This window comes from Abiotrophia sp. HMSC24B09, from assembly GCF_001815865.1.
Taxonomy (GTDB): domain Bacteria; phylum Bacillota; class Bacilli; order Lactobacillales; family Aerococcaceae; genus Abiotrophia.
Window position 1 is genome coordinate 1 of sequence record NZ_KV822187.1, and the last position, 20394, is coordinate 20394.

The following is a 20394-nucleotide window of genomic DNA, read 5'->3' on the forward strand; positions in this document are numbered from 1 at the left end:
TCGTTGGCTGACTCGGTTGGCTTGGAGTCGGTTCGGACGTATAATCATTACCTGGTGTGAACTCGCTAGATCCAGCCTTTGGTGCAAACATGGTGTAATACTGAGTACCAAAAGATCTTGCATCGCTTGCACCCGCGCGGTTTGTTGAAATCCCTAAGTAAACATCGTGATTACCAAATGGATTTTCAAAAAGTAAGAAGTTTCTAGCATGTCCAAAATTAGCATGGCTATCATCGAAAAGCATCCAAACGGTTTGGTAGTGGAATTGCTTTTTAAGGTCATCCATTGTTGTTGTATTTGGATTAATGGTTGCTAAGTTCTCGCCCCAACCATTGGCAACATTTGCTAAAGCGCGGGAAGTGGCATTCGTATCATGGCTACTTGTCCATGCATACCAATTATCCTCTTTGTAGGCATTGGCAACTTTTTGCGCGGCATTGACAGAGCCTGCATTAACCTTATAGGGTTCTTTCCCGAATTGTTGGCGAATCGGATTAATCAGGTTGGCAACGAAGAGCGAAAGTTCTTTACGTTGTGCTTCCGTTAAATTCGTAACATCAACGATTTCCTTCTTATCAGCTTCGTTAGATTTGTAAGTATTAAGCGCGCGTCCAGGCTTAGCAATTGCGTCAATATGACTGGCACTATAGGCACCTGGCTCAAATAGACTTGGTGTAAAGCCTGGTGGCAAGATAATACGATTTTCTGCCGCACTATTTGCGTTGGCCAAAGGTTTTACTTCTTCTACCTGATTAGCTGCATTGGCAGCTGCCACTTGATTAGCAACTGTCGCTTCCGCTTCTTTAACGCTTGGAGCAGATTCTTCTGAGCTAGCGCTTGCTTCCTCAACACTTGCCTTTGCTTCAGTCGCTTCTAAGCTTAAGTCCTCAGCTGATACTTCTTGCTTAGGTTCATCTTGTGATGCAAGCCCCTCAGATTCCTCCAGCTTAGTTAAGTCAGATGCAACTGATTCCGCTTCTGTTTTAGGCAAATCTTTAGTGACATCTAAATCAGTTTCAGGCGACTTATCAGCCTCAAGGGCTTTGGTGTCAACTTCTAAATCTGATTTAAGATTATCTTCAGTTGGACTTGCCTCCTTCACTTGAGTAATCTCTGGTGAACTTGCTTTAGCCACTAGAGCTGATTGTTGGTTCAAGTCAGCTGCATTAACAACAGCATTCCCGGAGCCCAAGAACATCAAGGCAGCAACCGCAACTGAGGCAGTTCCCACTTTGAGCTTACGGATCGCATAGCGATATACCGTATTGGTTAGCTTCATTTTAAAACCTCCAATAAATTTTAGTTATGCAAATATTATATCGAGTTTTTCCAGCCATCACAATGCTTCCTGCCCTTAATTCATTTTACTGAAACATTCTTAACACCTGTAAAAAAGCCTATAAATAGCATTTAATCAAGGTTTCCGGACACTTGAAACAGTCTAAATGCCTATTTAATCTGTAACAAACAGACCTATGCATTGCAATAAATTTGCTTATACAAAAAAGGAGGTGACTAAGTATTTTTATAACAGATTTACGCCTATATAATTAGACATCTAACTAGATAAGCTAAAATTTTCAAACTCCTCCTTTAACGAAATGTAATTTCAATAAGCTAACCTCGATATTGTTTGAACATTTCTATTGTCTGAGTGATAAAATATTATGATATAAGATTAGCTATATAGATTGAATATTCACGTATCCTTTACTTATGGTAGCCTGCTTTTTATTACAATCAAGTTTCAGATTTGTAATTGTGTACACAATATCGATTATAAAAAAGCGCCCGCACTATGCGGGCGCTAATTCGTTAAAAGAGACTTAATTGATCTGAGTCAGGCAAGCCATTAAGGACGCCTTGTTCACTTAAGTAATCAAGAATAGTCTTAGAGACCTTGCCACGTTTCTGCAAGTCTTCCTTAGACAAGAATGGGGCTTCCTGACGGGCCTTAATAATTTGTTGCGCCACGTTGGCACCCAAACCAGGTACGGCCCGGAATGGTGGAATCAGGCTATTGCCCTCAATGATAAAGCGATCGGCATCAGACTTCTCTAGACTGATCATCTGGAAGCTAAGGCCACGCTCCAACATCTCATTAGCCAATTCTAAGACCGTTAAGAGGTTCTTGTCCTTAACTGAAGCATCAAAGCCCTTATCATTGATTTCCTTGATACGACGCTTCACCATTTCCTTCCCTTGGTGCATAGCCACGATGTCAAAGTCATCTGCCCGCACAGAGAAGTAAGCAGCATAGTACATAATAGGCATGTGAACCTTGAAGTAAGCAACCCGCAAGGCCATGAGGACATAGGCAGCTGCATGGGCTTTAGGGAACATATACTTAATCTTCAAACAGGAATCAATATACCATTCAGGCACCTTCTTGGCCCGCATTTCTGCCTGCCAATCCTCTGGAATCCCCTTCCCTTTACGGACGGACTCCATAATCTTGAAGGCTAAGCCGTCCTCTAAACCATAGTATATCAGGGTGACCATAATATCGTCACGACAGCCGATTACTTTAGCAAGAGGCGCAATCTTGTTCTTAATTAACTCTTGGGCATTCCCCAGCCAAACGTCGGTCCCGTGGGAGAGACCAGAAATTTGCAGCAGCTCAGCAAAGGTCGCTGGTTTGGATTCTTCCAACATACCGCGTACGAAGCCTGTCCCGAACTCAGGAATCCCTAGCGTCCCAGTTTTAGAGAAGATTTGCTCTGGTGTTACCCCTAAAACCTCGGGACTAGAAAAGATTTTCATGACATCCGGGTCGGTTGGTGGAATGGTCTTAGGATCTATCCCCGATAAGTCTTGTAACATACGAATAACGGTTGGATCATCGTGCCCCAGAATATCTAACTTGAGAACATTATCGTGAATGGAATGGAAGTCGAAGTGGGTAGTCCGCCATTCGGCTGTCACTTCATCGGCAGGATATTGAATTGGCGTAAAGTCATAGACATCCATATAGTCTGGAATTACGATAATCCCACCCGGGTGCTGACCGGTCGTGCGTTTGACCCCTTCAATTCCTTTCGCTAGACGTTCCTTTTCAGCTTGTGGTAAGAATTGTTGGGCTACTTCCAGATAGCCTTTGACATAACCAAAGGCAGTTCGCTCGGCAACCGTCGAAATGGTTCCTGCCCGATAGACATAGTCCTCCCCAAAGAGTTCCTTGGTGTAGGCGTGGGCGCGCGGTTGATAGGCCCCAGAGAAGTTCAAATCAATATCGGGTACCTTGTCGCCATAGAAGCCAAGGAAGGTTTCGAATGGGATATCTTGCCCCTCCTTGTTAAGGGCGTGGCCACAGTGTGGACAGTCTTTGGCTGGCAGGTCATAACCCGAACCAACCGAACCGTCAGCAATAAACTCCGAATATTGGCAGTTTGGACAATAATAATGTGGAGCTAGAGGGTTGACCTCCGTAATACCCGTCAAGGTCGCCACTAAGGAAGAACCCACCGAACCCCGCGAACCCACTAGGTATCCGTCAGATACTGACTTGTGGACCAACTTCTGCGAAATCAGATAAATAACAGCAAATCCATTACCAATAATGGACTTGAGTTCCTTTTCAATCCGCTTCTCTACAATCTCAGGCAGAGGGTCGCCGTAGAGCTCTCTGGCTCGTTTATAGGAGAGTTCCGTAATCTCTTCATTGGCGCCAGGAATATTTGGCGTATAGAGTTTGTCCTTGATGACTTCGACTTCTTCCACCATATCCGCAATCTTCTGAGGATTGGTGATGACAAGCTCATAGGCTTGGTCCCGTCCCATAAAGTCGAATTCTGCCATCATCTCATCTGTCGTGCGGAAATGAACAGGCGGCAGATGCAAGGTCCGATTGGCATTAATCTTCATGGAACGCAAGAGAATTTCGCGGTAAATAGCATCCTTAGGTTCCAAGTAGTGAACATCACCTGTAGCCACTACTAGCTTATTCTTGTCTTGACCCAGTCGCACCATTTCTTTCATGATGGTTTCTAAGTCAGCTTCGCTACGAATTAATTCCGTCTCGATCAAGGGACCATAGACAGACTTAGGTTGGAGCTCAATGTAATCGTAAAAATCCACCAGTTTCTCCGCTTCATCGTACCCCTTTTGCATCATGGCAGTAAAGACTTCCCCATTGGAACAAGCTGTCCCAACTAAGAGATTGTCCCGATACTTGGTCAACAAGCTACGCGGAATACGGGGCTCGCGGAAGAAGTATTGGACATTGGAGGCTGAAATTAACTTAAAGAGGTCTTTAAGTCCTTCTTGGTTTTTAGCAATCAAGGTGGCATGGAAAGGTCGAGCCTGTTTATAGCTGTCCCCTTTCCCTACTTGTTCATTGAGCTGGTCATGACGGACCATACCGTATTGTTCTTTGGCTTGATCCAATAGCTTATAGCAGACATATCCAGTTGTCTCAGAGTCGTAAACGGCCCGGTGGTGTTGTTCCAAGGTCACGCCATAATGCTTAGCCAAGATATTCAAACGATGGGAACGCATGTCAGGGTTAACCAAACGCGATAACTCCAGCGTATCAATAACTGGCTGATCAGACACTGGCATACCCAGACGCGCATAGGTCTTATTGAGGAAGCCCATATCAAAGCTCGCATTGTGAGCCACGAGAATGGTATCTTTGGAAAATTCAGCGAAGCGCGCCATGACCTCTGCTTCTTGTGGCGCATCGGCTAACATAGCGTCCGTAATCCCAGTCAATTCGGTAATCATGGCCGACAAATGATAACCAGGATTGATAAAGGCTTCGAAGGTATCAATGACCTCGCCATCCCGCATTTTAACCGCGGCTAACTCAATGATGCGGTCATAGACAGAAGACAGACCCGTGGTCTCCACGTCAAAGACAACATAGGTCGCCTGATCTAAGTCAATGGCTTGTGGATTATAGGCAATCGGTTCACCGTCATTGACCACATTGGCTTCAATCCCGTAGAGAACCTTAATGCCATGCTTCTTACCTGCTGCATAGGCATCAGGAAAGGCCTGAGCGCCCGCATGGTCGGTAATGGCAATGGCTGAATGGCCCCAGGCGGCTGCTTGGGCGATCAAGTCACCAACCTTGTTGGTGGCATCCATTTGACTCATATTGGAGTGCAGATGGAGCTCAATCCGTTTGGCACCGTCTACCCCCTGGTCTTGGCGTGAGGCCTTGGAAATTTTGCGAATACTACGCGGCGAGAAGTCCATCTCTCCCGTAAAGTTATCAGCCTTAAGGCTACCTTCCAGACGGACCCAATCCCCCTTCTTGAAGAGGCCAAAGGATTCCTTCTTAATGTTACGCCCTGCCATCAGTTTAGCCGTAATGGAGGAAGTATAGTCGGTCACCTTCATAATCATGAGCTGAGAACCTGAGCGAAGCTCGCGGACCTCATAGTCAAAAATATAGCCTTCAATGATCTGATTAAAGGGATTGTCGTAGACTTCCTGAATCGAGATGGCTGGCGTATCGGGGATGTCCTTACCAATTTGAGGAATGTCGGTGTTCTCTACGACCACCTTGCTTTGTTCTTGGCGTCGTTGTTCTAATTGAGCCAGTTCTTGCCGCTCGCGCTCCACCTCAGAGGCTAGATGTTGTTGAGCCTGAAGCTTAGCCTGCTCGCTGGCCTTATCATCTACCAGATAGACTAGTTCCCAGTCATTCAATTGGTTTTGGGCCAGTTTGAGTTTGAAGGCTTGGTCATAGCGGGTTTTAACCACCTGAACTTGATCTTCAGTCGCCAATCCAACTTGGATTTGGCCATCCTTGACCTGATAAGTAGCATTAGCCAAAGCGCGCTTAATAAAGCTCGATTCCTGTCCCATTACCCCTAAAATGGATTGCCAGTAATCTAGCATTTGGCTATCATCTAAACTAGTCGGTGATTGATAATTCCACCAGACTTCTGTCTTGGCAATCCCCTCGAAAGCCGAACGCATATGGTGCATAAGGACTTCATAAACGTGGGGATGGAGACGTTCTACCTGACTTAAGGTAAAATGCCATTCACCAGACTTAGCGTGAACCTTAACAGATTCTATCTGTGTCTGGGATAGTTCGGCCACCATGTCTGCGTCCTGCAGCCCAATTTGGTCCAATAGATGTTCAAATAATTGGCGATTCTTGGCCATAAGTTCCCTCCGTCCACGGTGATTTGCATACCTTCTTATTATAGCATAAGCCCCCTCTAAAATCACCTGAGGCCCATGCTAAAAAAGAGACCTACACTCGGTAGATCTCTTACTCAAAATTATGGTTGGAAGAGTCGGCTGATATCATTCCAGGTGACAGCCAGCATAAAGGCCACTAAGATGAGGGCCCCAATGATGGTTAAAATCCCTTCTTTTTCTTGGGATAGGGGCTTGCCTCGCACACCCTCAATGGCATTAAGGACAATCTTACCACCATCCAAGGCAGGAATTGGCAACAGGTTGAAGGCGCCAATATTAGCTGACAGCAAGGCGGTTAGAAATAATACTGGCATAAAGCCCTCAGATGCTGCTTTAGAGGTAATCTGAGCAATTGCCACAGGCCCACCGAACTGATTGAGGTTGAGTCCACGAAGGAAGATACCCACAATTGCGGCAGCTACACCCGTGATTTGAGACCAAGTAGCGGTGAAGCCATAAGCTATCTTTGCCCAGAAATCTTGAGTCTCTGGTTGCGCTACGCCAATTCGCCCGATCGTTGCTTGTTCCACTTGGTCAGCCCGAATAGCTACTGGTAATGTCAAATCTTGGTTACCACGATGGACAGAGAAATCTACCATTTGACCTGGCTTGGATTGAATCGCTTGCACCATTTGACGCCAGTTGGAAACCTTGGTTTGACCAATGGCATCAATCCGGTCACCTGATTGTAGACCCGCTTGGGCTGCAGGAGAATCTGGTTCAATATAGCCTAAGACATTGGCCTCAACCGGTACTCCGCCCGGGCGGACAAAGGCCACCACAACAAAAATCAAAATAGAAAGAATAAAGTTATTCATCGGACCCGCTACATTGGTCATGAACTTAGCCCATGGCTTAGCGGCTCCATAAGTGACTTGACGAGGCGCTACTTGGATGCTAGACCCGTCTGCTTCAATGATGCGGGCCTTGTGGTCCACTTGATAGGTAACCAGATCTTGACTGCCCAGCGGTAAGGCTGTAATGGTCATGGCATCCGTTAAGTCCAACTGATCCACTTGCACTGGCACTTCATCTTCAAGGGCTACTTTTGAGGTATTAATGCGGGTCACTAGCCCAGCTTCATTCAAGACAAGGCCTACTTGCATCCCGGCTTGAACTGCATCCTGATCCTCACCTAGCCCGGCTAGACGAACATAGCCTCCTAGGGGAATCATACGAATGGTATAGAGGACCCCGTCCTTTCCCTGATGGCTGAAGAGCTTAGGCCCCATCCCTATGGCAAACTCGCGCACCAAGATACCAGCCTTGCGGGCAAAGTAAAAATGGCCGAATTCGTGAATACTTACGATTACGGTAAAAACAAGTAAAAATACAATCAATGCTTGCATGGTCAACTTCCTTTATCTAGTTCAATTCAAAAATTTACTTAACTTAACCTCTTAAATATACCCTAATTAGGCCCATAATGCAAAAATAGTCAACCAAACTCAAAGGATAGAGTTTGGTTGACATGAGCACTATTTTAACCAGTTAAACCAGGTCATGAGTAGAAAACTGGTAAAAAGGGTTGAATCAAAGCGATCTAAGACCCCGCCATGGCCCGGCAGGAACTTACCAGAGTCCTTGACCCCAAAATGCCGCTTAAAGGCTGACTCTACCAAATCTCCTAGCTGACCTAAAACTGACAAGGCCATGGCCAGTAAAATATAGTGCTCTGAGCCCCCTAAATGTGGATCGAAGAAGTAATTATAGAGCACTGCGATGACGACCGCACTGACAATTCCACCTAGCGAACCTTCAATGGTCTTATTAGGACTCAATTGAGGCGCTAGCTTATGCTTGCCGAAACGTCGGCCAACGATATAAGCCCCAGAATCTGTTGCAAAAATAATTGCAAATTGGAAAATAACTAAGTCCAAACTAATTTGTCGTAACTCAATCAAGTAACGGAAGCCATAGCCAATGTAGAGGGCACCAAAAATCAAAAGGGCTGCTTCTTCAATATTGAAGGTCTTGTACTCATAGACCGTCAGGACTAAAAGCAACATACAGCAAATATAGAAGAGATAGGTAAATTTAAGACCTGGAATCAAGGCAGATTGATAGTTACTGGGCAGTATCATGAGGGCAACCGCAATGGTTGCAATGACCCCGACCAAGTTGAAGTATTCAATCTTCTTCATATTGGCTAATTCAAATAAGGCCATAACCCCTAAAATTAAGAACATGCCCGTAAAAACCTTGCCCCCTACCACCACAACCGGAATCAGGACGGCCAAGGCTGCTAGGGCGCTGATTACTCTTACTTTCATTCAGTATCCAACACCTTTCCAAATCGTCGTTGTCGGCTGGCATAGACCGCTAGGGCTTGGTCAAAATCGCCTTCATCAAAATCAGGCCACAAACGTTCAGTGAAATAGAACTCACTATAAGCCGCCTGCCAGAGTAGGAAGTTGCTGAGACGCTCTTCCCCACTGGTCCGGATAATCAAGTCCGGATTGGCTAATGACCCAAACTTGGCAGTTTCTAAATTTTGGCCAATTAAGTCAGGGGTGATGTCTTCCGGCTTCAAAGTGCCCTCAGCTACCTGACGGGCTAAAGTCTGAACCGCATGGCAAATTTCGTCTTGAGAGCCATAGTTGATGGCAAAGTTCAAAATCAGGCCAGTACAATGAACCGTATCGGCAATAGCTTGCTTGAGGACCTTGCGAGTGGCTTCTGGCAGTCCTTCCAAGTCACCAATGGTCTCTACCCGCACATTCTGTTCCAATAACTCAGGCACAAACTTGGCAAAAAACTCCTTAGGCAACTTCATCAAGAAGCTGACTTCTTGTTCAGGTCGTTTCCAGTTCTCAGTTGAGAAGGCATAGACCGTCAGCATCTTAACGCCCAATTGATTAGCACGTTTAGTGATTTTCTTAATGGTATCGACACCTTTTTTATGCCCTGCTACCCGAGGTAGGAAGCGTTTCTTAGCCCATCGGCCATTTCCATCCATAATGAGCGCAACGTGCGCAGGTACCTTACTTAAGTCAGCCATGCCAAGCCCTCCTGTCTTCAAATTCCACTATATTATAACAAACTCTGCCTCTGATTGAAACGATTTAAACTAAAAATCCCCTCTGAAACTATCAGAAGGGATTTGATCATTAAACAACTGATTCTTTTCTAAAGTCGGCCTGTTGCTCTCGATTTAAGAAATTACCGGTCACCATGGTGGACTGGACCACATTAATGAAGGCCTGGGAATCAACTGAAAGCACTGCTTGCTGCAAATCATAGAGTTCATAACGACTTAAGACTACCATTAGGACTTGCTTGGGCTGATGCGAAAAGGCGCCCTGCCCTTCTAAGAGAGTGACGCCACGGATGACCCGCTCCTGAATGGCCTTGACCACTTGGTTAGGGTCTTGGCAAATCACAAAAGCAGTCAAACGTTGCTCACCTGTATGGATAGCATCAATGACCATACCCGCAATAAAGATGGCAATGCAACTGTAGAGAGCATATTCCCAACTGTTAAGAAAACCAGCTCCAACTATGACCAAACCATTGGTCAAAAAGGACATAAAGCCGACATTGCGCCCTGTTTTCTTAGCAATCAAGAGGGCAATAATATCAAAGCCTCCACTGGACATACCAAACTTGATCAAGAGGCCAACCCCGATACCCGAAATCACCCCACCAGCGATTGCAGCTAACAAGGTATTATCGGTCACTTGTTGAATCGGCACCCAGTTACTTACCAAGGTGGACAGGAAAATACTGGTCACGGTCAAGATAGAAAAGCGACGTCCCAAATAGAGCCAACTCAAAATCATCAAGGGAATATTGAGAATAAAATAGAGATTACCGGCCGTTAAGAGATTTGCTAAGGGAGTATCCTTGAAGATGGCCAAGATAATTTGCGCCAAGCCAGGCACGCCATTAGAAAAAATCAGATTAGGAACATAGAATAAGTTGAGGGCAACTGCAAAACATAGGGCTGAAAGCCATAATACGACACCGGACAGAATTCTTTGTCCTTGACTGGAGCGAACAAAAGACGTCAGCATGAAGTTTTACACCTCAGCAGAAGGTCCTAAACCAGCAGTTAAGGCTTCTACCATATCCTTCGCAATAGCTGAACCATAGACAATGGTTTCATAGAGCGGTTGTGGGTCCACGCTAGCCCGCATCAAGTTACGTTGGAAGATTTCCCCATCGCCCGCTAAATAAAGGGCAAAATAACCGGTACGAGTTTCATTTAATTCGTTAATCAATTCCAAGGCTTGCGCACGTTGCTTATAGTCTTTCAACATGTGAACATGGCGGTAGATGACTTGAGCATCACAATATGGTAAATCTGAATTTTGAACAATGACTTCCACAATCAAGTCCCGAACTGGGGTTACACCAAAACGGAAACGATAGAGATGGTGGCCTCCTTCAATCTCCAAGTATTCAGCTGGTAGTTCTTTCTCAGCAATGAGTTTGTCAAAATTTTCCTTGATAATAGACATAGAGCTTCCTCCTCGATTTAACTTTCAATACTCTTATAGTGTACCACGTTTGCTAGGACTTTTCATCTGTAAGTAAAGCACCTGGATAAGAAAAAGTCCACCATTAGGCGGACTTTGATTCTCTTGATTATTGACGAACCTTCATTTGGGCCATGATTTGTTGAACCTTCTTCTTAGATGGTTTTTGACCCATTGAAGCCATCATTTGCGTAATCATGCGCTCATCAATTGGTGGGTTTTCCTTAAAGTATTTCATCATGTAACGGCGCGCCATAAAGAAGCCACCAACAAATCCGCCGATTAAGGCGACTACGACAATGATTAACCAAATCCATGTTTGCACTGCCTTCTCCTCACTTTCTTTTCATATTACTCTTCTATTTTACACAACTTTCCGTCAAAAGCCTAGTCTAATCTTCTAAATGACGGTTATGAATTTTCTTTTCTTTTTGAATCTGTTTGAGTTTGTCAGGAGTCACATCGGTCCCCTCTTGGTCGACAATCTTCATACCCTCAATGTGATTGCGCATGCCATGACGCAAGCTAGCTAAGTATTCTTGACGTAAAGTCGCTTGTTCTTGGGCTTCTTCAGGGCTTAAACCCTCACTTTTCTTCTTACGCGCTAGAACATTAATACGCTCAATTTTCTCTGGTGATAACATTTGACACCTCCACGAACATTCGTTTGCTTTTTGGTTGATAAGTGTGCTATAATAGGCTTAAGATATAAGGAAGGTGAGGACATGACGACATTATCCACTAAACAATTAACCATACTCTCATGTATCCATGAGGCCATTGAAGCCAACGGCTATCCCCCTACAGTTCGAGAAATCGGTGCAGCAGTAGGACTTGCTTCTACTTCAACCGTACACGGCCATCTAGCACGTTTAGAACGAGCTGGTTACATTATTCGTGACGCCAGCAAGACGCGAGCCATCGAACTTTCTCCTCTAGCCCAGGAAGCCTTGGGTATCCAACCCCAACAGATTCCCTTGCTAGGTCAAGTGGCTGCTGGTGCGCCTATTCTGGCCATTGAACATGCCACAGATTACTACCCTATTCCACCTGGCTTAGAGCGCTATGAACCTAGCGAACTCTTCATGCTAGAGATTAAGGGTGAGTCCATGGTTAATATTGGCATTCTAGATGGCGACTACATCACGGTCCGCCGTCAAGCAAGCGCCAATAATGGTGATGTCGTAGTTGCCATGACCGAGGATAATGAAGCCACCTGTAAGACCTTCTTCAAGAAATCCGATCACGTCATCTTACGGCCAGAAAATGACCACATGGACGATATCATTCTGCCTCAGGTGACTATCCTGGGTAAGGTTGTCTCCCTTTACCGTTATTTCTAAGTCTCTTAAAGCCATGCCCTCAGTCAAAGACTGGGGGCATATTTTTGATGCTTTTAGTATTGCATTAAAGCCTTGTAGTCATAGCCTGCTAATTTTTCTTTCCCGTTTAAGTCAACGAGTTCAATTAGGAAGGCACAACCAACGACAACGCCGCCTAATTTTTCAACTAGGTCGATAGAAGCCTTAATGGTCCCACCTGTTGCCAAGAGGTCATCGGTGATGAGGACACGTTGGCCTGGTTTAATGGCGTCTTCGTGCATGGTTAAGGTTGCGGTACCATACTCCAATTCATAGTCCACATCAACTGTTGGACGAGGCAATTTGCCTTTCTTACGGACTGGGGCAAACCCAATCTCTAATTCATAGGCAACTGGACAGCCCACGATAAAACCTCGCGCTTCTGGACCTACAATCACATCTACTTGTAATTCACGGGCGTAGTCTACTAATTGTTTAACTGATTCGTGGTAGGCTGGACCATCTGCCATGAGAGGGGTAATATCACGGAAAACAATGCCTTCTTTTGGATAGTCCATGACTTTAGCAATATAATTCTTCAATTCCATTATGACTTAACTCCTAATTCTTTTAACATATTCTTTTATTTGGTCGAGGGTGGCAAAGACTAAGGCTTGTTCGCTGTCCATAGCGGCTTGATAAGCCCGGTAGGCAGAAGTTTCTTCCAAGTTAGTAGTCTGATGGCGACTTGCCTCTTGGACTGCCACTTGTCCCTCTTCAATTGATACAAAACCTGCTTCATAGAAGACATGAAACATTAATTTGAGTTGAACTGGATTAATGGCCAGTCCTTGGCTGATGTCAGCTAATTTAGCCCGCAAATTGAAGGGCTCCTGGCTGACTAACCAGCGATAAAGCTTAGCGAAGTCAGCCCTTTGTGGCAGACCTGCCAAATATTTGGATTCTTGGGCATAGAGCACCAAGTAGAAGGCCTGCCAATCCTGACTAAGCACTAGCTGGTCCAAGTCCGACATTTGCTTGGGTGGCTCTAAAAGTACAAGCCCCTGATAATTTACTAGATTGGCCTCTTGGGCTTCTTGATAGGTCATCAGGCCAGAGCCAGGCTGAAGGCGAGAAGAAACTTGAGCCTTAACTGCCTCGCGCTGACATACATAGACCACTTGATCCAGCTGCCAAAGACGACCTTGTTGGCCACTTGCCCGCCAGTCATACCAGGCAGCACCTGAGACCCCAATATCAGACAGGAGCAATTGAGGGCTGACCCGATTCTGCCATTTGTTTAAGTCCAAATGACCGACAGCAGTCAGGCTATCTCCCACTTGTCGATCTCGCATACGATCTGCAAAGTCAAAGCCAATGGCATTAAGCTCTTGCCCATCCTGTCCTAGGACTAGCTTAGCATGCTGGCCATTAGTCCCAATCAAACGCATTTGGTTGATCTTAGCATCATCAATGGCAAAGACTGGCTTATCATTATCCATGCCAAAGGGACCCAGTAACTGGACTTCTTGGATGAAGTCAGTATCTACTTCCGACAGCTTCAAAGACAAATCAATGGTCAAGGGCGCTTTTCTAGGCTCACTTTCTGCTTGAACTTGGGCCTTAGCCTGCAAGGCTGAGACAAATTCTTGCCAATGATCTTGGGCAACGGTCATACCTGCTGCTTGCGCATGACCACCAAATTGGGCCAGATGCTCCTTAATATCGGTCAACCAGTCAAAGAGATGAACAGCCTCTGTAGAGCGGCCACTCCCCTTGTATTGACCTTTATCAGCCTGAAACTGGAAGATTAGGGCTGGTCGCTGATATTGTTCGCTCAAGCGGCCGGCCACAATCCCAACAACTCCAGCAGGCCAGCTAGGATCTGACTCAATAATGATATCAGGAATCGGCCCCTGCCCCAGTCTTTGGCTGACCTGATCCATAATATTAGCCACCAGGTCCTTACGTTCCTGGTTTTTTTCGTTAATTAAAGCTAATAGCTCTTGGGCTTCTTCCTCATCCTGGGTTTTGAGCAGTTCCAAGGCTGGCGTCGGGTCGCCCAAACGGCCAATAGCATTAAGCCGAGGCCCGATGGTAAAACCAATTGTATCGGCCGACATGTTTTCCATATCGACTTGCTCTTCTTCCAGCATTAATCGCAAACCAATGCGCATAGTATCGCGCATGAGCTGGAGACCACTCAGAACAATGGTCCGATTTTCGTCACGCAGGGAGACCACATCACTGACCGTCCCAATGGCTGCTAATTCCACTAACTCCGTTGGTACTTCGCCTAATAAGGCTGTGGCCAACTTCAGGGCCACCCCTGCCCCACTCAAATCTAGGAAGGGGTAATGGCCTTGTGGATGTCTGGGGTGAACCACAGCATAGGCTGAAGGCAAGGTGGCTTGGACCTCATGGTGGTCTGTGACAATGACATCCACACCCGCTTGCATAGCCCATTGGATGGCTTCAAAACCTGCCACCCCATTATCGCAAGTCAAAATCAACTGAACACCTTGGTCGACAAAGTCCTGGTAGCGAGCCAAATTAGGCCCATAGCCATCCACCAACCGATTGGGAACATAGTAAATGACCCGGGCACCCAACATCTCCAAGGTTTCATAGAGAATCAGGGTTGAGGTAATGCCGTCAGCATCGTAGTCACCGTAAATCAAGATAAGTTCTTGGTCCTCGATGGCTGCCTGGATTCTTTCCACTGCACGGTCCATATCATAGAGTAGGAAGGCATCGTGGAAAGTTTGGGGCATCTGATTGGTCGCGTCCTTGATTTCTTCCAAGGTCTCAAGTCCACGCGCCAAACATAGCCGCAGAAAAGTGTCACTATAGCCTAACCCGGCTTGCTGCCATTCAGCCACCTTAGCTTGCACATCATCTGGCAAGCCTCGGTAGTGCCACTCATAGTGTGTCAAGTTCATGCTCTACCCCCTCGAAACCTGAGGATCCTCATCATCTTGCAAACTCTCTTCAAATTCATCCACACTGTCTTCAAGTTCTTGAGCTGATTGGTCCAAATCAGCCTCTAAGTCACCGGTCTCTTCTTCTTGCGATTGGCTTTGAGACTGGGCTTCAAGCTGTGTCTTCAAATCGGCTAAGGCTTCTTGAAGACTCGCAATTTCTTGATTCTTTTCTTCAAGATTAGCCTGATATTGGGCTTCTAATTCCGCCTTAGTCGTCTCAAAATTAGACTGTTCTTTGGTAAGGGCTTCGCGCTCCTTATTTAGGTTCTTAATGGCTGTACGATTGGCCATGTGACTGGATAAAGAAGACAAGAAACCAATTAATAAGCCAAACAAAATCGAAATCAACAAGACTAAGACCATAGGCATTTGAGCTTGGAAGAACAAGAAAGTGACCTGCACATTATTAACGTTTTGTAGAGCGAAGACTACCACTAGAATAACGGCACAGACACCTAAGATTAATTTCCATTGTTGACGCATGGACTATTCCTCCTTCAAATTAAACAAGCGGGCAGCTAAAAAATCACCGACTTGTGGGCATAAGTGATAGAGTTTTGAGGCAAAGGCTAACTGCCAAGGCAGATTCAATTCTCGTTTGACTTGCTTGCGTTTCATATTGGCTACAATGCGACTAGCCAGCTCATCTGCTTCAAGACTGAAGGCGTCGACCACTTGGGCGTAGGCTAGCATTTGTGGCGAACGATCGAAGAAAGCTGTCTTAACTGGGCCGGGGTTGATGGTAGAGACTTGAATAGGTGTCTCATAGAGTTCCAGTCTCAAGGCGTCAGCATAAGCGATAATAGCCGCCTTAGAAGCTGCATAAGCGCTAGTCATAGCAGTCGGGACTTTACCCGCAATAGAGCCTACTATGTGAATTTGTCCTGGACCGCCTTGGTTCAACTGCTGGATGGCCACCAACTGGCTCAAGTACATCATGCCGAAGACATTGACTTGGAACATATCCACCACTTGCTGAGGTTGGTTTTCCGAGAAGGCTTGGAAGTCTCCATACCCCGCATTACTGAAGAGAATGTCAATACGACCAAAGGCTTCAAGTGTAGCCGCCATTAATGCCTCAATAGCTTGAGGCTGAGACATATCCGTTACCTGAACTAGAACCTCTGTACCCCACTGCTCTTCTAGTTCCTGAGCAAGGGCCTGCAAGCGGTCCTGACGTCTGGCAGCCAATACTAACTTACAGCCTTCTTGGGCTAATTGGTGGGCCACAGCTTGTCCAATACCACTAGTCGCACCAGTGATGATCACGACTTGCTTATCTAAGTTTCTTGACATGAGCTATCTCCTCCTATCACATCAAACTCATCAAAGTCATAAACCAGTCTCGCTCCTTCAAAAATACGGCGCGCTTGGTCCTCTAATTGCTTGGCGTCTCTTCCCATATAGCGGGCGCTAATATGGGTTAGATAGAGGGTTTTGACATTACTTGCCTGGGCCACTTGAGCGGCCTGACGGCTGGTCGAATGGTGATAGGACGCAGCCATTCGGGCTTCACTTTCTTCAAAGGTACATTCGTGTACTAAAGCATCAGCATCTTGAGCCAGTTCTTGAATAGCATCACAGGTCTTGGTATCTCCCAGGATAGTGACTACTCTTCCCTCTCTAGCTGGCGCTAGAAAATCCTGTCCATTAAGGACGGTGCCGTCAGCTAAGGTGACAGTCTCACCGCGTTTAAGCTGACCAAAAATCGGCCCATTAGGAATCTGATACTGAGCCAAACGATCTACTAAGAGCTCGCCACTGGTTCTTGGCTCCATGATTCGGTAGCCAAAACTTAGAATACCATGGTTGAGCGCTTGATAATTGACTAGCCAGCCCTTACCTAAATCCAGACGACCTCCTTTAGGTGACAGTTCGACGATTTCTAAAGGATATAAGAGGCGCGATTTAGACAAGCGTAAGGCTGATTCGACAAAGTCCTTAATACCCGGTGGTCCGTAAAGGGTCAAGGGCTGATCGCCTCCCTGGAAGGAACGCGAGCTAAGGAAACCAGGCAGACCAAAGATATGGTCGCCATGTAGGTGGGTAATGAAAATCTTGGTGATTTTGCGAGGTTTGAGGGAGGTTTCTAAAATTTGATGCTGGGTGGCTTCACCACAATCAAATAACCAAACCTCATTGAGTTCATCAAGGAGTTTGAGGGCTAGAGCACTCACATTACGATTGCGGCTTGGGACACCCGCCCCAGTACCTAAAAATAATAACTTCATGCTCATTTCCTTTCTGTTAGACTTGCCAATTGTTTAGCGATTTTGCGAAATCTGATTGGCAACGAATTTAGCAAATTCCAAGGCACCGGTTGGGTTTGGATGGATACCATCCTCATAGTACCAATCATCGTGGCCCTTAGCGAAGGTTCGCCAGTCAATCACTTTGACATTGGAGAAGCGATTAGCCGCAGCAAAGAGACGATTATTGGCATCTTCTACCCAGACCTTATCAACCGAGGAAGTGACAAAGTACTGCTCCCGGTCCGTCCCGATGGCATTAATATAGTCATTAAGCTGACCGTCGGTAAAGGTCCCATTAGAACCTAAGACCGTCACCACTGTTCCCTTGAGTTTACCAGAGGCCTTGAGGCTATTGATCACTTCGTTGCTTTGGTAGAGCTGACGACCAATCTGGCCATCAACGATTGCCTTAGGAAAGACTTCTTTGACCTTATCAGCCGAAGCCAATAGGATGGAATCCCCAATAAAGGTTACTTCAAGGGCATTGGCTTGGAGGAGTTCTTGGCGGTTTAGGCCTTCAATATTATTAATAACCTTGGTTTCCTGACTTTCAGGCTCCTTGGTCTCCTCCACCAATTTTTGGTTAGATTCGATAACTGTTGCTAACTCATCGGCTGCCTTGTTCTTCTGTTCTGGCGTAATGGCCAAAGCTACTAAACCAATAGTTGAAACTAAGAGATAGCTAATCGCTAGCGTCTTAATGCCCCAAAGGCTGGCCCGGTGTTGAACCAGGTAACGCACCCGCGCTTGTGTTTGTTTCCAGTTGAAATCCTGACCAAATGGCAAAATCAAGCGACGACGTTCAAAGAGTTGATAGGAGATTTCCGCCATCAACATAATCAGTAAGAACTGAACACCGACTGAGATCCAAATATTATGGAAGCCATTCAAACGGTCTGGAATAACCAAGTGAATCGGATAAAACCATAGGTAGTAGGATAAGCTGCGTTTACCGAAGAAGGTAAAGATCGGCAGACTTAAGAACTTATGTAGCCAAGTAGAGGGATGGAGACTGACAATGACAAAAACCATGGACAGTAAAGTGAATAGCAGCATCCCAAAACGATAGGCAAAGGGTTGCGTCCCATACATAAAGAGCAACATAAAGGTCATCAGGATGACACTGGCAATCCCAATTCCATTAAATACTTGTTGCTGACGCTTGGATATAGCTTTTGGCTTGAGATGGACTGGGAAGAGATAACCTAGGGCTCCACCAAAGGTAAAGGCGAAGGCCCGCGTCAACAAATCATAATATATCCGACTCGGATCCTGTCCATCTTGGTAGAGATAGCCCAGAAGCACTGCCGAAGCAATGGATAAAGCCACTAACATAATGGCAGCAGTAGCCGGATTGCGATGCCAGGAATAGACTACTTTGACCACAAAAGGCGTCAAGAGAATCAGCTGGGCATAAATGGAAATGTACCAGAGATGGGTAAAGGCACTCGGATTAGCCGCCTGGACAAAGTAGGATTGGTTGGACAAAATCTGATAGTAGTTGTTAACGAAGAAAAGGCTAGAAAACCCCATATTGCGCAAATTATAGAAATAATCCGGCGCAAACAAGGCAATATAGGCTGCTACCAGCAAGACCATAAACAAGGTTGGGAAGAAAATCCGTTCCAGTCTAGACTTGAGATAGGACCGGATAGAAACTGATTTTCTTAGCGTTGGGGCTGTATAGAAATGACGGAAGGCGAAGAAACCTGCCACCATCAAGAAGGCATTAACAGCTAGAAAGCCCCCAGGCAAGATATGCTGGAAGAAATAATAGGTCAGAATTAAGAGGATTAAGACCCCACGATAGCCGTCGAAAAAGGCCAAACGAGGACTTTTAGTAGATGTTTTATCGGTCATGCACATCCCCTCCCCTTAATCCATGAATTCAAACTGATAGCCGGCTAAATCGACTAAATCACCGGATTCGGCCCCTGCTTCACGCAAGGCTTGGTCCACACCCATGGAACGTAATTGGCGGGCAAATCGCGCCACGCTCTCATCGTGGGCCATATTGGTCATGGCATAGAGTTTTTCAATCTTAGCCCCTGACAATTGCCAGTAACCCGCATCAAGTTTGGTCAAGGTAAATGGCACTTCCTCTTCTAATTGGTAATGCACTTCTTCTGGCTCTTCCTCAAATAAAGGAATAAAGTCAGAATTTTGGACCAAGTCATAGGTAAAGGCCAAGAGTGGCTTGAGCCCCTTGGCTTGCCAAGCAGATACTTCAAAAATAGCGGGTAAGTCTAAGCCTTCTTTTTGGCAATAGTCTTCTAGCTTCTGCTTGAAGCTAGGTAAATTTTCTTGGGCCTGGCTCTGATCCATCTTATTGGCCACAATGACCATAGGACGTAAGAGTAATTTCTCGTGATAAGAAGCCAGTTCATGCATAATATCGAGGTAATCTTGGAAGGGATCCCGTTCATGAGTCGCTGCCATGTCAATGACATGCAACAAGACTTTAGTCCGCTCAATGTGGCGGAGGAAGTGAATCCCCAAGCCTACCCCTTGCGAGGCTCCTTCAATCAGACCTGGCATATCGGCCACGATAAATTCCTGATCGTAATTGAGTTTGACCACACCCAGGTTAGGGGTTAAGGTTGTAAATTGATAGTCTGCGATTTTAGGCTTGGCATTACTAATGACAGACAAGAGGGTCGATTTCCCTACACTTGGATAACCTACCAAGCCTACATCGGCCAGAACCTTCAATTCTAATTGGAGGTCGGCTTCTTCACCTGGCTCACCATTTTCGGCAATGGAAGGAGCCGGATTCTTATGGGTAGCAAATTTAATATTGCCGCGTCCACCACGACCGCCCTTAGCAACGACACATTCCTGGCCTTGCTCTACTAGGTCGGCTAGCAACTTATCAGTCGTCGCATCGCGGATGATGGTACCTGGTGGAACTGACACAATCAAGTCTTCCGCAGCCTTACCATACATGCCTTTGCTCATACCGTTTTCGCCGTTCTTGGCCTTGAAGTGACGATTATAACGGAAATCCATCAAGGTCCGCAGGCCTTCATCCACTCGGAAAATGACACTGCCACCTCGACCGCCGTCACCGCCGGCCGGCCCGCCATCTGGGACATACTTTTCGCGTCGGAAGGCCACCATACCGTCGCCGCCTTTACCGGCTTTGACTGTGACCCTTGCACGATCTAAAAAGGTCGACATTGAAAGCACTCCTTTCTCTAACTCATCTAGTTGA

The 20394-nt window shown here is 46.1% G+C and carries 17 protein-coding genes; 1 reads left to right on the forward strand and 16 read right to left on the reverse strand.

Going from position 1 to position 20394, the window contains the following annotated elements; all coding sequences use genetic code 11:
- The 9 genes from HMPREF3093_RS00010 to HMPREF3093_RS00050 all read right to left on the reverse strand — a co-directional run.
- Nucleotides 1-1279: SEC10/PgrA surface exclusion domain-containing protein (locus tag HMPREF3093_RS00010; RefSeq protein WP_143227625.1), on the reverse strand; the 1279-nt coding region annotated here is incomplete at its 3' end.
- Nucleotides 1280-1815: 536 nt separating this feature from the next.
- Nucleotides 1816-6123 (reverse strand): PolC-type DNA polymerase III, encoded by a 4308-nt coding sequence (locus HMPREF3093_RS00015; protein WP_070755024.1) that lies wholly within the window; start codon nucleotides 6121-6123, stop codon nucleotides 1816-1818.
- Between the two features lie 119 nt (nucleotides 6124-6242).
- Complete coding sequence (gene rseP / locus HMPREF3093_RS00020) at nucleotides 6243-7511, reverse strand: RIP metalloprotease RseP (protein ID WP_070755025.1); 1269 nt, start codon at nucleotides 7509-7511, stop codon at nucleotides 6243-6245.
- Between the two features lie 129 nt (nucleotides 7512-7640).
- Nucleotides 7641-8435, reverse strand: coding sequence for a phosphatidate cytidylyltransferase (locus tag HMPREF3093_RS00025; protein ID WP_070755026.1), 795 nt, complete (start codon nucleotides 8433-8435; stop codon nucleotides 7641-7643).
- Nucleotides 8432-9163, reverse strand: coding sequence for an isoprenyl transferase (locus tag HMPREF3093_RS00030; protein ID WP_070755027.1), 732 nt, complete (start codon nucleotides 9161-9163; stop codon nucleotides 8432-8434). The genes HMPREF3093_RS00025 and HMPREF3093_RS00030 overlap by 4 nt, the downstream gene beginning before the upstream one ends.
- A 109-nt stretch (nucleotides 9164-9272) precedes the next feature.
- A complete protein-coding gene (locus HMPREF3093_RS00035; RefSeq protein WP_070755028.1) occupies nucleotides 9273-10178 on the reverse strand; it encodes a YitT family protein in 906 nt (301 codons plus the stop codon).
- Nucleotides 10179-10184: 6 nt separating this feature from the next.
- A complete protein-coding gene (locus HMPREF3093_RS00040) occupies nucleotides 10185-10625 on the reverse strand; it encodes a hypothetical protein (RefSeq protein WP_023392017.1) in 441 nt (146 codons plus the stop codon).
- A gap of 127 nt (nucleotides 10626-10752) precedes the next feature.
- Entirely contained in the window at nucleotides 10753-10968 is a 216-nt protein-coding gene (locus HMPREF3093_RS00045; RefSeq protein WP_023392016.1) for a YneF family protein, read from the reverse strand.
- Between the two features lie 67 nt (nucleotides 10969-11035).
- The gene (locus HMPREF3093_RS00050; RefSeq protein ID WP_070755029.1) at nucleotides 11036-11287 is read right to left on the reverse strand and encodes a DUF896 family protein; all 252 of its coding nucleotides are present in this window, start codon (nucleotides 11285-11287) and stop codon (nucleotides 11036-11038) included.
- 81 nt (nucleotides 11288-11368) lie between these two features.
- On the opposite strand from HMPREF3093_RS00050, the gene lexA reads away from it, so the two are divergent.
- Nucleotides 11369-11986, forward strand: a complete 618-nt coding sequence (gene lexA / locus HMPREF3093_RS00055; protein ID WP_023392014.1) for a transcriptional repressor LexA — start codon at nucleotides 11369-11371, stop codon at nucleotides 11984-11986.
- 53 nt (nucleotides 11987-12039) lie between these two features.
- Here the strand turns inward: lexA and HMPREF3093_RS00060 are convergent, their stop codons facing one another.
- From HMPREF3093_RS00060 to obgE, 7 genes are read right to left on the reverse strand one after another with little or no spacing between them, the layout of a single operon-like run.
- Entirely contained in the window at nucleotides 12040-12552 is a 513-nt protein-coding gene (locus tag HMPREF3093_RS00060) for an adenine phosphoribosyltransferase (RefSeq protein ID WP_023392013.1), read from the reverse strand.
- A 6-nt stretch (nucleotides 12553-12558) separates the two neighbouring features.
- Entirely contained in the window at nucleotides 12559-14886 is a 2328-nt protein-coding gene (recJ, locus tag HMPREF3093_RS00065) for a single-stranded-DNA-specific exonuclease RecJ (RefSeq protein WP_070755030.1), read from the reverse strand.
- A 3-nt stretch (nucleotides 14887-14889) separates the two neighbouring features.
- The gene (locus tag HMPREF3093_RS00070) at nucleotides 14890-15411 is read right to left on the reverse strand and encodes a LapA family protein (protein WP_070755031.1); all 522 of its coding nucleotides are present in this window, start codon (nucleotides 15409-15411) and stop codon (nucleotides 14890-14892) included.
- Between the two features lie 3 nt (nucleotides 15412-15414).
- Nucleotides 15415-16224 carry an SDR family NAD(P)-dependent oxidoreductase gene (locus tag HMPREF3093_RS00075; protein WP_070755032.1) on the reverse strand — a complete coding sequence of 270 codons (810 nt, stop codon included), beginning with the start codon at nucleotides 16222-16224 and terminating at the stop codon, nucleotides 15415-15417.
- Complete coding sequence (rnz, locus tag HMPREF3093_RS00080; protein WP_070755033.1) at nucleotides 16209-17159, reverse strand: ribonuclease Z; 951 nt, start codon at nucleotides 17157-17159, stop codon at nucleotides 16209-16211. Before rnz ends, HMPREF3093_RS00075 begins: the two co-directional genes overlap by 16 nt.
- Before the next feature lie 33 nt (nucleotides 17160-17192).
- On the reverse strand, nucleotides 17193-19040 hold the full coding sequence (locus tag HMPREF3093_RS00085) for an acyltransferase family protein (RefSeq protein ID WP_070755034.1): 1848 nt from the start codon (nucleotides 19038-19040) through the stop codon (nucleotides 17193-17195).
- Nucleotides 19041-19055: 15 nt separating this feature from the next.
- Nucleotides 19056-20360: a GTPase ObgE gene (obgE, locus tag HMPREF3093_RS00090; protein ID WP_070755035.1), complete on the reverse strand. Its 1305-nt coding sequence runs from the start codon at nucleotides 20358-20360 to the stop codon at nucleotides 19056-19058.
- Nucleotides 20361-20394 lie beyond the last annotated feature (34 nt).